Source organism: Acidocella facilis ATCC 35904, assembly GCF_000687875.1.
GTDB classification, from domain to species: domain Bacteria; phylum Pseudomonadota; class Alphaproteobacteria; order Acetobacterales; family Acetobacteraceae; genus Acidocella; species Acidocella facilis.
The window spans coordinates 40,609-55,326 of sequence record NZ_JHYG01000004.1; the positions used below are offsets into that span (position 1 = coordinate 40,609).

Consider the following 14,718-nt stretch of genomic DNA (forward strand, 5'->3'; position numbering starts at 1 on the left):
GCGGCCCCATGTGAACGCAAGACGCGCCAGCAGCGCTGGCAGCGCGGGCCAAACCTTACCGCAGCGCGCTTGCCCCGGCCCGCGGAGGCGATTAGGTGAATGAACGGATAAAACGCCTTCTCCAAACGCCTTCCAAGGACCAGCAATGTTTCACGGCTCATTCACCGCCCTCGTGACTCCGATGCACGAGGATGGGCGCATCGACGAAGAGGCCTATATGCGCCTCATCGAGTGGCAGATCGCCGAGGGCACTGACGGCATCGTGCCCGTCGGCACCACCGGCGAATCCCCGACGCTGAGCCATGATGAGCATAAACGCGTGGTCGAGCTGGCGGTGAAAACCGCCAAGGGCCGGGTGCCGGTGATGGCCGGCGCCGGCTCCAATTCCACCGCCGAGGCGATCGGCCTGGCCCGCCATGCCGAGCAGGCCGGGGCGGATGCGATCCTGGTCGTCACCCCCTATTACAACAAGCCGACCCAGGAAGGGCTGTACCAGCATTTCAAGGCCATCGCCGAGTCGATGGCGCTGCCGGTGTTCATCTATAACATCCCCGGCCGTTCGGTGATCGACATGTCGGTGGAGACGATGGCGCGGCTGGCGCAGATCAAGAACATCGTCGGGGTGAAGGATGCCACCGCCAACCTGACCCGCCCGCTGCACACCGCGCGCGCCTGCGGCCCGGATTTCGTGCAGTTCTCCGGCGAGGACCATACCATCCTGGCCTTCATGGCCTCGGGCGGGCATGGCTGCATCTCGGTGACCGCCAATGTGGCGCCGCGTTTATGCGCGCAGATGCATGATGCCTGGGCCAAGGGCGATTTCAAGGCGGCGATGGAGATCCAGAACCGGCTGGTGCCGCTGCATGATGCGATGTTCGCCGAGAGCAATCCCGGCCCGGTGAAATATGCCGCCTCGCTGCTGGGCTATGGCGCCAACCATGTGCGCCTGCCGCTGGCGCCGGTCTCCGAGGCGACGGCGCAGCGCATGCAGGCGGCGATGCGGGATGTTGGCCTGCTGAACTGAGACGCAATTGAGCAAGGACGCGAAAAAAAACCCCTTCATCTCGCACGGCATCGCCGCGCAGAACCGCAAGGCGAGGCACGATTATAAGATCCTCTCCACGCTGGAGGCGGGGATCGTGCTGCGCGGCGTGGAGGTGAAATCCCTGCGGCTCGGCCGCGCCACGCTCACCGAGGCCTGGGCCGGCGAGCGCGACGGCGAGCTTTATCTGTTCAACATGTATATCCCCGAATATCAGGGCGGGGTGCTGTCGCGCTTCGAGACGCGCGGGATGCGCAAGCTGCTGGTCAAGCGCAATCAGCGCCAGCAGATTTTCCATGCCATCGCCCGCGAGCGCCAGACCATCGTGCCGCTGGACGTGTTCTTCAACGATCGCGGCTTGGCGAAGGTCACGCTGGGCATCGCCGAGGGCAAGCAGAAGGCCGACAAGCGCCACGCCGCCGCCGAGCGCGACTGGCAGCGCGACAAGGCGCGGCTGCTGCGCAACAAGTAAAGGCGGCTCGCCAAAGCATAAATAGAGCGAGTGGGTGTCAACCCATCTCGCTCTATGCCAGCAAAGCCCTGATGCCGGCGACGATCTCCTCGAACATCGCTTCGGTGATGCGCCCGGTATTCACGTTATATTGCGAGGTGTGGAAGCTATCCGCCAGTACCAGCCCGCCGGGCAGCGCATGCTGCGCGCCGTGGCGGAATTTATAGGCGCCCGGCTTCAGCTTCAGCCCTTGCAGGATCGATTCATGCGCCTTCTGGCCGATCGCCAGCAGCACACGCAGCTTCGGCATCGCCGCGATTTCGGCGGCGAGATAAGGCAGGCAATGGTTTTTGTCCGAGGTTTCCAGCTTATGCTGGGGCGGGGCGCAGCGCACCGCGTTGGTTACCCGGCAATCGACCAGGGTCATGCCGTCATCCGGCCGTTCCTGGAATACCCCCTGGGCGAAGCCGAACTTGCCCAGCACCGGGTAGAGCAGCCGGCCCGCCACATCGCCGGTGAAAGGCCGGCCGGTGCGGTTGGCGCCATTCACCCCGGGCGCCTGGCCGACGACCAGCAGCCGCGCCTCGAGGGGCCCGAAGCTCGGCACCGGGGCGTTGAACCAGTCCGGATGCAGCCCCCTATATTCTTCCCGATAAGCGACCAAACGCGGGCAGAGCGGGCAGTCGCGCCCCGGCAGATGCGGCTGCATCGCGCTCACGGCTCGTCCTCGCGCTCGCCCCGCGCGCGCGGCTCCTGCGGGCGGCGGGCGAAATGCTGCACGATGTCCGACAATTCGATGAACTGGTCGGCCTGCCGGCGCAGCTCATCGGCGATCATTGGCGGGCTGGTGCGGATGGAGGAGACCACCGTCACCCGCACCCCCTTGCGCTGCACCGCCTCCACCAGCCGGCGGAAATCCGAATCGCCGGAGAACAAAACCGCATGGTCGAGCGAGGCCGCCAGCTCCAGCATGTCGATCGCCAGCTCGATATCCATATTGCCCTTGATCCGCCGCCGGCCCAGCGCATCCGTGAATTCCTTCGCCGGCTTGGTCACCAGCGCATAGCCATTATAGGCCAGCCAGTCAGTCAAAGGTTTGAGGGGCGAATATTCTTCCGTTTCCAGCAAGGCGGAGTAATAATAGGCTCGTAACAAATTCGACTTGCCTTCAAAAAAATCTAACAATTTGCGGTAGTCGATCTCAAATCCGAGGCTACGTGTCGCCGCGTAGAGATTGGCGCCATCGATGAATAAAGCCGTCCGCTCCTGGTCTGAAAATCTCACATCAAATTCCTTCCCGTTCGCCGGGGTTATAGGGGGTGCACAAATATAGTATAAATGTTAGGAAAGCACGCCATTCGAGTGCCCATTTGGGGAGTTTAGCCGCGTTGACCCTCGTCAGTCCATGATCCTGATCGCGATCGGCGCCAATCTTCCGGCCGAAGATGGGCGCTCGCCCTTGCAGCTCTGCGCGGCGGCGGCGGCGGCGGTTCGCGCACTTCCCGGCTTGTCGTTCGTGGCTTTATCGACATGGTATCGGAGCGCTGCGATTCCGGCTTCCAGCCAGCCGGATTATTGCAATGGCATGATCCGCATGAGCGGCGAGACCGACCCGGCGGTTTTGCTGCGCCAGCTGCAGGAGATCGAGACGCAATTCGGCCGGGTGCGCTCGGTGCCCAATGCGGCGCGCACCTTGGACCTTGATATCATTGACATTGCTGGCCAGATCCGGACCGCGCCGGACCCGATATTGCCGCATCCGAGGATGCATCTGCGCGCCTTCGTGCTGCGCCCGCTGCTGGATGTGAACTCCTCCTGGCGGCATCCAGTGTTCAAGCGCAGCGTCACCACCTTGCTGGCCGAGCTTCCCCCGCAGCAGATCGAACCCTGGCATGCCGAGCCGTCCGTATAATCCGATTGACCTTGCCTCCCTGCCGCGCCTGCGGTAAGGCACTCTTTCATTTTCTGCCTTGGAGCGTACCCCGTATGGCCCGCGTAACTGTCGAAGACTGCGTTTTGAAGGTGCCGAACCGCTTTGAGCTGGTTCTGCTCGCGGCGCAGCGTGCCCGCAATATCAGCCGCGGCGAGCAGCTGACCATTGACCGGGACAATGACAAGAATCCGGTGGTGGCGCTGCGCGAAATCGCCGATGAGACGGTAGAGCTGCCGCATCTGGAGCAGGATCTGATCAAATCCCTCTCGCGCGTGCCCGAGCCGGAGCCGGTGGATGAAGAGGTGATGGATCTGATCCCGACCGACCAGAACATCTTCGGCCTGCAGGATGTCTCCGCCGAGGAAGAGGCCGCCGCCATGGCTGCCGAGGGCGAGGACATCATGTCCGCCGAGGATATCCAGGCCGCGATCGAGGCGGAGCTCGGCGGCAAGTCCTCGCGCCGCTGACACCATGCTGCGGACAGGCTGCTGGCGTTTGAGCCTGGTCCGCGCCCCTGAGGGGCTCAGCGGCGCGTCGCCCAGCTTTCATCCCGAACTCGCGGGATTGCTGTCGCGGATCGCCGCTTATGATTCCAAGGCCGACCCGGCGCTGATCGACGAGGCCTACGGCGTCGCCGAACTGGCCCATGCCGACCAGAAGCGCGATAATGGCGAGCCCTATGTCACCCACCCGCTGGCGGTGGCGGGCATTCTCGCCAGCTACAAGCTGGACGCCGCCTCCATCATCACCGCCTTGCTGCATGATACGGTGGAGGATACCAGCATCACGCTGGCGGAGCTGCAGAAGCGCTTCGGCGCGGAAATCGCCGCCTTGGTGGACGGCGTCACCAAGCTGACAAGGCTGGAGCTGCAATCGGACCGGACCAAGCAGGCGGAGAATTTCCGCAAGCTGGTGCTGGCGATGAGCAAGGATATCCGGGTTCTCATCGTCAAGCTCGCGGACCGGCTGCATAATATGCGCACGCTGGGCGCGGTCTCTGCCGCACACCGGCGGGTGCGCATCGCCCGCGAGACGATGGATATCTACGCCCCCCTGGCCGAGCGCATCGGCATGGAGGCGGTGAAGACCGAGCTGCAGAACCGCTCTTTCGCCGAGATCGAGCCCGAAGCCTACGACACCATCCAGACCCGCCTGAATTATCTGCGCGGGCAGGGGGCGGATGTCATCGAGGAGGTGCGCCAGGAGCTGACCCGCGTCTGCAAGGAGGCCGGGGTGAGCGTGGTCGAGCTCTCCGGGCGTGAGAAATCGCCTTTCTCCATCTGGCAGAAAATGAAGCGGCAGAATGTCAGCTTCGAGCAGCTCTCGGACATCATGGCGTTTCGCATCATCGTGCCCTCGCGCGCGGAATGCTATGTGGCGCTGGGCGCCATCCACGCCGCCTACCCGGTGATCGCCGGGCGCTTCAAGGATTACATCTCCACGCCCAAGAGCAATGGCTACCAGTCGCTGCATACCGGGGTGACGCTACGCCAGCCGCGTAACCAGAAAATCGAAATCCAGATCCGCACCCCGGACATGCAGGCGGTGGCGGAAGCCGGTGTCGCCGCGCACTGGCTCTATAAACAGAGCGACGCCTCGGCCGCCGACGTCAAGCAGTTCGGCTGGGTCAAGGACCTGCTGGAAATTCTCGAAAACTCCGCCGCACCGGATGAGTTTCTCGAAAACACCAAGCTTGAGCTCTATCAGGACCAGGTGTTCTGCTTCACGCCGAAGGGCCAGCTGATCCAGCTGCCGCGCGGCGCCACCTCGGTCGATTTCGCCTACGCGGTGCACAGCCAGATCGGCGATAGCTGTGTCGGCGCGCGCATCAATGGCAAGCTGATGCCGCTGCGCTATGAGCTGCAGAATGGCGATCAGGTGGAAATCCTCACCGCGCGCGGCGGCACGCCGAGCCCGGCCTGGGAGCGCTTCGTCACCACCGGCAAGGCGCGCGCGCGCATCCGCCGCTTCCTCGCCCAGCAGATGCGCGACCAGCATCGGGATTCCGGCAAGTCGCTGCTGATGAAGGCCTTCCGCCAGGACGGTGTCGACGGCTCCGAAAAAGTGCTGGAGCCGGTTGCCAAAACGCTGAAGCAGGCGAGTGTGGACGATCTCTACGTCGCGGTGGCGACGGGGCTGATCGGGCCGAAGGATGTGGTGCACGCCGCCTATCCGGAGCTGAAGGAAGTGCGCGCTCCGCGCATGATGCCGGCCTTCATGGGCGGCGCGCTTTCCGCCCGTTCGCCGCGCACCACCACGCGCGGCGATGCCGGCAGCCCGATCACCGGCCTCGTCGCCGGGATGGATGTGCATTATGCCGGCTGCTGCCATCCGCTGCCGGGCGACAAGATCGTCGGAATCGTCACCACCGGCAAGCCGATCACCATCCATGCCAAGGATTGCGCCCAGCTCGAACAATTCAACGCCACGCCCGAGCGCTTCATCGATGTCGACTGGAACGAGGAGGCGCTGAGCCGGATGGAGGCGCGGGCGCGCAATTTCACCGGCCGGGTGAGTGTGATCGCCAGCAACAGCACCGGCGCCCTGGCCTCGCTCACCAATGCGGTGGCGAAGCAGGAGGGGGCCATCTCCAATCTGAAAATCGTGCATCGCCAGCAGGATTTCTTCGAGGCGCTGGTGGATATCGAGGTGCGCGACACCCGCCATCTCAACCAGGTGGTGGCGGGGCTGCGGGCGGCCGCCGGCATCGCCCAGGTGGAGCGGGCGCGTAACTGATGATCATCGGTCTGGGCTCGGATATCTGCGATATCCGCCGCATCGAGCAGGTGCTGGAAAAGCATGGCGAGCGCTTCACGCAACGGGTGTTCTCTGAGCTGGAGCGTAAGCGCAGCGAACGCCGGGCGCATTTCCGCGCCCCCAGCTACGCCAAGCGCTTCGCCGCCAAGGAGGCCTGCGCCAAGGCGCTCGGCACCGGATTTTCGCGCGGCGTGTTCATGTCGGATCTGCGGGTGGTCAATCTGCCCTCCGGCCAGCCGACGATGGAACTGCATGGCGACGCGTTGGCGCGGCTGCGGGCGCTGACCCCGCCGGGGATGAAGCCCAGCATCTTCGTGTCGCTGACGGATGAATATCCTTATGCCTACGCGCAGGTGATTATTTCGGCGGTGCCGGAGGGGTAAAGCGCCCTACTTACGTTCGGGGTGTTGGCGGCGTGGTTGCCATCGCCCCAAACATTTTCGCAGCTTTTTGAAAAAAGCTGCACCAAAAACTTTTGGTTTTTTGAGGGAGAGGCGCGTGAAGCATTTTTATGAACCGAAGGCCGGCCATGGGCTGGCGCATGATCCGTTCAATGCCATCATCGGGCCGCGCCCCATCGGCTGGGTCTCCACCAAAGGTGCGGATGGCAGCGTCAATCTCGCACCCTACAGCTTCTTCAACGCCTTCTGCTACACCCCGCCGATCATCGGCTTCTCCAGCACCACCCGCAAGGACAGCCTGCGCAATATCGAGGAAACCGGTGAGTTCGTCTGGAACCTCGCCAACCGCGCCCTGGCCGAGCAGATGAATGAAAGCTGCGCCGCTGTGCCCTACGGCACCGATGAGTTCACCCTGGCGAAGCTGGAAAAAGCCCCGGCGAGACTGGTGGCGCCGCCAATGGTCGCTGCCGCCATGGTGAATTTCGAGTGCAAACTCTCCGAGATCGTCACGCTGAAAAGTGCCGCCGGCGTGCCCAGCGGTGCCTATCTGGTGCTGGGCGAGGTCGTCGCCGTGCATATCGACCAGAGCCTGCTGAAAGATGGCGTGTTCGACACTTTCAATGCCGGCATCATCCTGCGCGCCGGCGGCCCTTCCGCCTACGCGGAAATCCGCCCCGAAAGCCGCTTCGACATGAAGCGCCCGGCCTGAATGAGGGGGGCTTTTTCCAAAAAGCCCCTACGCTTCAAGGCAACAAAGCCCGCCCTTGCGCATCCCGGCTCAGCGCCGTGGAAGCGCTGACATGGCGCATCTCCAGCCGGCCATAGAAATGCGGAAACAGCGCGCCGCCGCGTGAAACCTCCCAGCGCAGCGCTTCGCCCAGCCGCGCCAGCGGCACGGCGGCGATCACCAGCCCCTCCTGCCCGGCAAAATGCTTGGCCAGCGTCTCATCCAGCTGCGCCGCCGTGGAGAGATGGATATAGCCATCCGCCACATCCACCGGCGCGCCCTCGAAGCGGCCCGCCTGCAAGGCCGCGAATTGCGGCGCGGTCAAAATCTTATAGGCTGTCTCGTCTGTCATTTGGATTGCGCCGCCGGTTCATCGAGGCGATGGATATTCAGGCAGGTCAGCGTCTGAGTCAAAACCGTGTAGCCGATCTGCCCGAACGTCACCGGCGCGATCGCCGGCAGATAGCGGCGCATTTCGGCGGTCAGATGCCGCACGCTGCCGATACATAAGGCGGACAGCACGGCGCCGCCTAGATCGAGATCGCGCGCGGCGCGGGCAAAGGCGGCCTCATAGGCCGGCAGGGGCTCGGCGAAGCGGTACATCAGGCCGGGATCGAGCGGGCAGAGAAACTCGACCGCCTCCTGCGCCGCGCCGGGGTTGAGAATGGTGTTATTGACGAGGGCGCCATCCCGGTCGGCGATCAGCGGCAACCCCGGATCGGCCACGGCCTGGTCGAGAAACGCGCGCAGCCGCATCGTCTCGCCGCCGATCCGGCACAGCCCGGCGCTGGCATAGCCGCGATCCGGAAACACGATGCCCGGGCCGGCGCCGACGCCGAACGGGTTGATCACGCTCAGCTCCGGATAAAGCTCGTTCGGCAAGGTGACATAGAGCAGCGCCGCGCGGTCATCATGCGGGGTGCCATTGCCGCAGAAGATCTTCGGCGTGCTTTGCCCCAGCGCCTCCAATGCCACGCCGCTCACCCAGCCGGTCAGCGGCGCGTTATACAAGCCGTCCCAATCCAGCATGTCGGTGGCGACGCGCTCCAGCAGGGCGCTGCGCCCGGGCAGCAGCAGCACCGCGAAGCCATGCGGCGGATAGAAGGTGCTGAGATGCGGCAGCTCCGTCTCGTCGAATGCGAACAAGGCGGCATGCCGGGCGATGCCGGTGAGATCGGTATAAATCAGCCGCCCCTGCGCGGGCCCCACCCCGTCCGGCAGCAGGAACCAGGCGGTGGTCCCGCCGATCCATCGCCCCGCCGGCAGCTGGGACAGGGTTGCCTCCTCCCCGGCGACGATCAAGACATGCCCCGCCTCGATCAGCCGCGACACGTCCTTTGGGGTGGCCACGGCGCGGCTGCCAGCTAAACTATCGATCATTGCCACGCGTCTGTCGCAGAAATAAGATTTTCCAAATAGATATAGCCTCGTTTCTGGCTTTCTAAGTCTGCGTGCAACGTAAAAAAAGTAACAAAACCGTGCGTTGTTAATCTGTACCACAGCAACAAAGCCGACAACTTACAAATGCATGGCCGCCGCGTCTTTTTCTCATGCCTGGCGGTCCCCGGGGCGGAAGAAAACGCTTTGCAAGACTGTTTAAAATTGTAAACTGACCGCAAATCTACCGGAGTGATTGGCAATGAGCGCCGCGACCCGCCCAAGCAACGTCCCCCTTATCCATCACTGGATGCCCTTCACCGCGAACCGGCAGTTCCAGGAGCAGCCGCGCCTCATCGCCCGGGCCGAGGGTGTTTATTATTATAATACGCGTGGGGAAAAACTGCTGGATGGCTCCTCGGGCCTCTATTGCATCCCGCTCGGCCATGGGCGGCGCGAGATTCGCGAGGCGGTGGCCAAGCAGATGGAGGAGCTGGATTACGCGCCGCCCTTCCAATATGGCGTGCCGACCGCCTTCCGCCTCGCCACCGAGGTGGCGCAACTGCTCCCCGATGGCATCAACCGCGTCTTTTTCGCCGGCTCCGGCTCCGAGGCCGCGGATACCGCGCTGAAAATGGCGCTGGCCTATCACCGTGCGCGGGGCGAGGCGCAGCGTGTGCGCTTCATCGGCCGCGAGCGCGGCTATCATGGCGTGAATCTGGGCGGCATGTCGGTCGGCGGCATGGTCGCCAACCGCAAGGCCTTCGGCACTGGCCTGCCGGGCGTTTCGCATCTGCGCCACACCCGCATCCAGGAAAACATGTTCGAGATGGGCGAGGGCACGCATGGCGCCGACCTCGCCGACGATCTGGAGCGGTTCGTCAATCTGCACGGGGCGGATACCATCGCCGCCTGCATCGTCGAGCCGATTGCCGGCTCCACCGGCATTCTGGTGCCGCCGAAGGGCTATCTGAAGCGCCTGCGCGAGCTGTGCACCAAGCATGGCATCCTGCTGATCTTCGATGAGGTGATCACCGGTTTCGGGCGCACCGGCGAGGCTTTTGCCTCGCAGACCTTCGGCGTCACCCCGGACATCATCACCATGGCCAAGGCGCTGACCAACGGCTCCATCCCGATGGCGGCGGTGGCGGTGAAGGATGAGGTGCAGCAGGCGATCTTCGATTCGTCGCCGGAAAACAGCATCGAGCTGTTCCACGGCTATACCTATTCCGCCCATCCCGCCGCCTGCGCCGCCGGCCTGGCGACGCTGAAGATCTATCGCGAGGAAGGCACGTTCGACCGGGTGAAATCCCTGGCCCCGGCCTTCCTGGAGCAGATCGGCAGCTTCAAGGGCATGGATGGGGTGGTGGATACGCGCGGCTACGGGCTGCTCGGCGCGGTCGAGCTGGCGCCGCAGGGCAAGCCGGGCGAGCGCGGCTTCAAGATCCTCTGCAAGGCCTTCGAGCAGGGGCTGGTGCTGCGCTCCGCCGGTGACAGCCTGGTGCTGGCGCCGCCTTTTGCCGCCACGGCCGAGCAGATCAATGAGATGACCGACATCATGCGCAAGCTGGTGAAGGAAAACTGAGAGGCGGAATGAAGATAATGCCCTGAAAAACTGGCAAAAGTTTTTGGGGGTGTGGGGAGTTTTTTCAAAAACTCCCCACGTCTTTCCGCCCCTTTTTTGAAAAAAAGGTGCGGCCCCAAAAAACTTTTGATTATTTTCAGCAGATCTTTGAACCAGGAAAACCGCGCCGGGAGGCAGGTTTTCAAAATCCAGCGATGACATCCAAGCCCCGGGCCGCCATATGCGGTCCGGGTTTGTTTACAACTCCGGAGGAGCAAGAATGTATCAGGACGTATTGCTGCATATTGGCGGCAAATGGCGCGCGGCGGAGGGCAACAAGACCCTCGAGATTCTGAACCCGGCGACCGAAGAGGTGATCGGCAAGCTGGCCCATGCCAGCAAGGCGGATCTGGACGAGGCGCTGGACTGGGCGGCCAAGGGCTTTGCCGTGTGGCGCAAGATGTCGGCGTTCGAGCGCGGCAAAATTCTGCGCAAGACGGCGGATATTCTGCGCGAGCGCACGCCTGAAATCGCCAAGCTGATGACCCAGGAGCAGGGCAAGCCGCTGGCGGAAGCCAAGACCGAGCTGACGGTTTCGGCGGATGTGATCGATTGGTTCGCCGAGGAAGGCCGCCGCGCCTATGGCCGTGTCATTCCCGCCCGCACCCCGGGCGTGTACCAGCTTTCCGTGCGTGAGCCGGTGGGCGTGGTTGCCGGCTTCACCCCGTGGAATTTCCCGGTCAGCCAGGCGGTGCGCAAAATTTCCGCGGCGCTGGCGGCGGGCTGCGCCTTCATCTTGAAAGGCCCGGAGGAAACCCCGGCCAGCTGTGCCGAGCTGGTGCGCGCCTATGTGGATGCCGGCGTGCCGACCGGCGTGGTGCAGATCGTCTTTGGCGTGCCGGCGGAGATCTCCGAACATCTGATCCCGCACCCGACCGTGAGGAAAATCTCCTTCACCGGCTCCACCCCGGTTGGCAAGCATCTGGCGGCTCTGGCCGGCAAGCATATGAAGCGCGTGACCATGGAGCTGGGCGGCCATGCCCCGGCGATCGTGTTCGACGATGCAGATCTCGACCAGGCCGCCACGGTGCTGGCCGCCGCCAAGTTCCGCAATGCCGGCCAGGTCTGCGTGGCGCCGACCCGCTTCCTGATCCAGCAGGGTGCCTATGAGCCGTTCCTGGAGAAGTTCATCGGCAAGGTGCAGGCGATCAAGCTCGGCAACGGCCTGGATGAAGGCACCACGATGGGCCCGCTCGCCAATGACCGCCGTGTGAGCGCGATGGAGAGCATCATCGCCGACGCCGTCTCCAAGGGCGCGAAGGTGCGCACTGGCGGCAAGCGCGCCGGCAACAAGGGCTATTTCTTCGAGCCGACGGTGCTGACCGATGTCACGCTGGAGGCCAAGGTGATGAATGAGGAGCCGTTCGGCCCGCTGGCGGCGTTCATGCCCTTCGCCACTTATGACGAGGTGGTGGCCGAGGCGAACCGTCTGGACTATGGCCTGGCCTCCTATGCCTTCACCCGCAATACCCGTCAGGCGGCGGCTTTGGGCGCGGATATCGAAGCCGGCATGGTGACGATCAACCATAACGGTCTGGCCATGCCGGAAACCCCGTTCGGTGGCGTGAAGGATTCTGGCTATGGCTCCGAAGGCGGCGCCGAGGGGCTGGAGCCTTATCTGGTCACCAAATTCGTGACCCAGGCCGGCGCCTAAGGCGTCAGCCTAAAGTTATAAAAGTTTTTGGGGGTTTGGGGTGTTTTTTCAAAAACACCCCAAGAAAGAAGTGGGGGCTTTTTTCAAAAAGCCCCCACGCCCCCAAAAACTTTTATTTTTTGATCCCGGTTTTCTGCTGCACGACGCGCAAGGCCGCCGCGAACGCCTCGTCGGCGTTCAGCTCCGTCGTGTCGATATGCACGGCATCCTCCGCCGGCAGCAGCGGTGCCGTCGCCCGGCTGCTATCCGCCGCATCCCGCGCCGCCACATCCGCGATCACCTGCGCCAGCGCCACGCTCTCGCCCTTGGCCAGAAACTCAGCATGCCGGCGCTTCGCTCGCGCCTCGACGCTGGCGGTGATATAGAGCTTCACATCCGCCTGCGGGAAAATCACCGTGCCGATATCGCGCCCATCCAGCACCGCGCCCCTGGTGTTGCCGTAGGCGCGCTGATAGGCCAGCAGCGCCTCGCGCACCGCCGGAATGCCCGCCACCTGACTGGCCGCCTTTGACGTGGCGGCATCGCGCAGATCGCCCCGCGCGGTGTCGGCCTCGCTCAGCTCCCAGGCGGCGGCGATGGCGTCCAGCTCGTTGGTCGGGTCGCCCCCGCTCTCCAGCACCCGCTTGGCGGTGGCGCGGTAGAGCAGGCCGGTATCCAGATAAGGCAGCTTCAGCGCCGCGGCGAGGCGCTTGGCCAGCGTGCCCTTGCCCGCCGCCGCCGGGCCGTCGATGGCGATGATGATCACGCGGCCACCATCTCAGCACCCAGGCCGCGCATCAGCTTCAGGAAGGCGGGGAAGGAGGTGTCGATGAAACTCGCATCGTCGATCCGCACCGCCTCGCGCGCCGCCTGGCCCATCACCAGGGCGGACATCGCCAGGCGATGGTCCATATGCGTCTCCACCAGCCCGCCGCCAGGGATTTCGCCGGTGCCGTGCACCAGCAGATCATCCCCCTCGATCTCGACATTCACCCCGTTCACCCGCAGCAGGGCAGCGGTGGCGGCGAGGCGGTCGCTCTCCTTCACCCGCAGCTCGGCCAGGCCGCGCAGGCGCGAGGTGCCGTTGGCGGCGGCGCACAGCACCGCCAGCACCGGATATTCGTCGATCATGCTCGGTGCGCGCTCCGCCGGCACATCCACTGGGCGCAGCGCGGAGAAATGCGCGGTGAGGTCACCCACCGGCTCGCCGCCCTCCAGACGCTGGTTCTCGACCACCAGCTTCGCGCCCATCTCGCGCAGCGTCAGGAACAGCCCGGTGCGCAGCGGGTTGAGGCCGACATTGGCGATGGTCACCGCACTGCCCGGCACCAGCAAGGCGGCGGCGACGGGGAAGGCGGCGGAGGAGGGATCACCCGGCACCGCCACATCGGCGGCGCGCAGCTCCGGCTGGCCCTTCAGCCGGATATGCCGGCCGGCCCCGGCCTGGGTGACGGTCACGTCCGCGCCGAAATGCCGCAGCATGTTTTCGGAATGGTCGCGGGTCGGCTCCGGCTCCTCCACCTCGGTGAAGCCCGGCGCGTTCAGGCCGGCCAGCAGCACGGCGGATTTCACCTGGGCGGAAGCCACCGGCAGCCGGTAGGTGAGGGGCATCGGCTCTTTTGCACCGAGAATCGTCAACGGCAGCCGCCCGCCCTCACGCGCGAAAAACTGCGCCCCGGTCTGCGCCAGCGGCACGGTCACCCGGCTCATCGGCCGGGTGCGCAGCGAGGCATCGCCGGTCATCACCGCGTAGAGCGGATGGGTGGCGAGGATGCCGGCCAGCAGCCGCGCCGCGGTGCCGGAATTGCCCATATCCAGTACATCCTTCGGCTCCACCAGCCCGCCAATGCCGCGCCCGCTGACCAGCCAGTCCGCCCCCTCGCGGGTGATCTCCGCGCCCAAGGCCCGCATCGCGGCGGCGGTGCGCAGCACGTCTTCGCCTTCCAGAAGCCCGGTGATGCGGGTCTGGCCGACGGCCAGCGCGCCGAACATCAGAGCGCGGTGGCTGATGGATTTATCGCCCGGAACATGCAGGCGGCCATTGAGCGCGCCCGCCGGGCGGCGGGAGATTTGGGGACGGGGTGATGACTGATCCATGCGCGCGCGCTTAGCACGGCTGATGGTGTTTGACATAGAAGCGATGGCATGGCATCGCCCCGCCCCTGATTGATACGGCCCCTTCATCCGAGGTTTGACATGGCAAAACCTGAGCTTGGCGAAAAACATACCTGCGTGTCCTGCGGCGCGCGCTTCTTCGATCTCGGCAAGGCGCCGGCCGTTTGCCCGAAATGCGGCACCGAGCAGCCGGCCGAGCAGCCGCGCCTGAAGCGCGCCGCGCCGCTGCCGGATGAGCAGAAGAAGGTCGCCAAGCCGGCGATCGACGGGGATGACGTGGATGTGGAAGTGCCCGACGACGCGGACGATGACGACATCCTGGAAGATGCGGACGACATGGAGGACGACACCTCCGACATCGACGCCGATATCGACGTGCAGACCGAAGCCGGCGACGACGAGCGCTAGAGCAATATGTGTTTAGGTTGACGCGGGAGCGTCAAGATAAACACGTAAAATTGCTCGCATAAATAAAAGTTAGAGCATCAAGCTAAAAGCTTGATGCTCTAAGCGCAAAAGTTTTTGAGGGGGGTAAAACTGCCCCCAGGTTCTTCGCCGCTTTTTTGAAAAAAAGCGGCACCAAAAAACTTTTGCGACCTGAGGCCGGGGCGTTGCGACACCCGAACCCCTTTCCGCGATGCGGAAGGGGTTTTTCCTT

16 protein-coding genes are annotated in these 14,718 nt (G+C 64.3%); 10 read left to right on the forward strand and 6 right to left on the reverse strand.

All coding sequences use genetic code 11. The annotated features are described in order from the left end of the window. Nucleotides 1-145 precede the first annotated feature (145 nt). Both dapA and smpB read left to right on the forward strand, forming a co-directional pair. Complete coding sequence (gene dapA, locus T331_RS0106335) at nucleotides 146-1,024, forward strand: 4-hydroxy-tetrahydrodipicolinate synthase (protein ID WP_008493580.1); 879 nt, start codon at nucleotides 146-148, stop codon at nucleotides 1,022-1,024. Nucleotides 1,025-1,031: 7 nt separating this feature from the next. Next, nucleotides 1,032-1,514, forward strand: coding sequence for an SsrA-binding protein SmpB (gene smpB, locus T331_RS0106340; protein ID WP_026439428.1), 483 nt, complete (start codon nucleotides 1,032-1,034; stop codon nucleotides 1,512-1,514). Between the two features lie 52 nt (nucleotides 1,515-1,566). On the opposite strand, the gene T331_RS0106345 is transcribed toward smpB, so the two are convergent. After that, entirely contained in the window at nucleotides 1,567-2,202 is a 636-nt protein-coding gene (locus tag T331_RS0106345) for a uracil-DNA glycosylase (RefSeq protein WP_155992642.1), read from the reverse strand. Between the two features lie 5 nt (nucleotides 2,203-2,207). Continuing rightward, entirely contained in the window at nucleotides 2,208-2,777 is a 570-nt protein-coding gene (locus tag T331_RS0106350) for a LabA-like NYN domain-containing protein (RefSeq protein WP_026439430.1), read from the reverse strand. 121 nt (nucleotides 2,778-2,898) lie between these two features. Between T331_RS0106350 and folK the strand changes: the two genes are divergently transcribed. The 5 genes from folK (at nucleotide 2,899) to T331_RS0106375 (ending at nucleotide 7,293) form a co-directional block, all read left to right on the forward strand. Further along, on the forward strand, nucleotides 2,899-3,405 hold the full coding sequence (folK, locus tag T331_RS0106355; protein WP_026439431.1) for a 2-amino-4-hydroxy-6-hydroxymethyldihydropteridine diphosphokinase: 507 nt from the start codon (nucleotides 2,899-2,901) through the stop codon (nucleotides 3,403-3,405). Between the two features lie 74 nt (nucleotides 3,406-3,479). Then, nucleotides 3,480-3,893, forward strand: coding sequence for a DNA-directed RNA polymerase subunit omega (rpoZ, locus tag T331_RS0106360; protein WP_026439432.1), 414 nt, complete (start codon nucleotides 3,480-3,482; stop codon nucleotides 3,891-3,893). A gap of 4 nt (nucleotides 3,894-3,897) precedes the next feature. After that, nucleotides 3,898-6,162, forward strand: coding sequence for a RelA/SpoT family protein (locus T331_RS0106365; RefSeq protein WP_051622210.1), 2,265 nt, complete (start codon nucleotides 3,898-3,900; stop codon nucleotides 6,160-6,162). Further along, the gene (gene acpS / locus T331_RS0106370; RefSeq protein ID WP_026439434.1) at nucleotides 6,162-6,566 is read left to right on the forward strand and encodes a holo-ACP synthase; all 405 of its coding nucleotides are present in this window, start codon (nucleotides 6,162-6,164) and stop codon (nucleotides 6,564-6,566) included. The genes T331_RS0106365 and acpS overlap by 1 nt, the downstream gene beginning before the upstream one ends. Before the next feature lie 115 nt (nucleotides 6,567-6,681). Next, on the forward strand, nucleotides 6,682-7,293 hold the full coding sequence (locus tag T331_RS0106375; protein ID WP_081822146.1) for a flavin reductase family protein: 612 nt from the start codon (nucleotides 6,682-6,684) through the stop codon (nucleotides 7,291-7,293). 34 nt (nucleotides 7,294-7,327) lie between these two features. On the opposite strand, the gene T331_RS0106380 is transcribed toward T331_RS0106375, so the two are convergent. Continuing rightward, complete coding sequence (locus T331_RS0106380) at nucleotides 7,328-7,663, reverse strand: DUF952 domain-containing protein (protein WP_026439436.1); 336 nt, start codon at nucleotides 7,661-7,663, stop codon at nucleotides 7,328-7,330. Then, nucleotides 7,660-8,691, reverse strand: coding sequence for a DUF6976 family protein (locus T331_RS0106385; protein ID WP_026439437.1), 1,032 nt, complete (start codon nucleotides 8,689-8,691; stop codon nucleotides 7,660-7,662). The genes T331_RS0106380 and T331_RS0106385 overlap by 4 nt, the downstream gene beginning before the upstream one ends. Nucleotides 8,692-8,950: 259 nt before the next feature. On the opposite strand from T331_RS0106385, the gene T331_RS0106390 reads away from it, so the two are divergent. Then, nucleotides 8,951-10,273: an aspartate aminotransferase family protein gene (locus tag T331_RS0106390; RefSeq protein ID WP_026439438.1), complete on the forward strand. Its 1,323-nt coding sequence runs from the start codon at nucleotides 8,951-8,953 to the stop codon at nucleotides 10,271-10,273. A gap of 259 nt (nucleotides 10,274-10,532) precedes the next feature. Further along, entirely contained in the window at nucleotides 10,533-11,966 is a 1,434-nt protein-coding gene (locus T331_RS0106395; RefSeq protein WP_026439439.1) for an NAD-dependent succinate-semialdehyde dehydrogenase, read from the forward strand. A gap of 112 nt (nucleotides 11,967-12,078) precedes the next feature. Here the strand turns inward: T331_RS0106395 and cmk are convergent, their stop codons facing one another. After that, entirely contained in the window at nucleotides 12,079-12,711 is a 633-nt protein-coding gene (gene cmk, locus T331_RS0106400) for a (d)CMP kinase (RefSeq protein WP_026439440.1), read from the reverse strand. Next, nucleotides 12,708-14,042, reverse strand: coding sequence for a 3-phosphoshikimate 1-carboxyvinyltransferase (gene aroA, locus T331_RS0106405; protein ID WP_026439441.1), 1,335 nt, complete (start codon nucleotides 14,040-14,042; stop codon nucleotides 12,708-12,710). Before aroA ends, cmk begins: the two co-directional genes overlap by 4 nt. A 99-nt stretch (nucleotides 14,043-14,141) precedes the next feature. Between aroA and T331_RS0106410 the strand changes: the two genes are divergently transcribed. Further along, complete coding sequence (locus T331_RS0106410) at nucleotides 14,142-14,468, forward strand: FYDLN acid domain-containing protein (protein ID WP_008493563.1); 327 nt, start codon at nucleotides 14,142-14,144, stop codon at nucleotides 14,466-14,468. The last annotated feature ends 250 nt before the right edge of the window (nucleotides 14,469-14,718 follow it).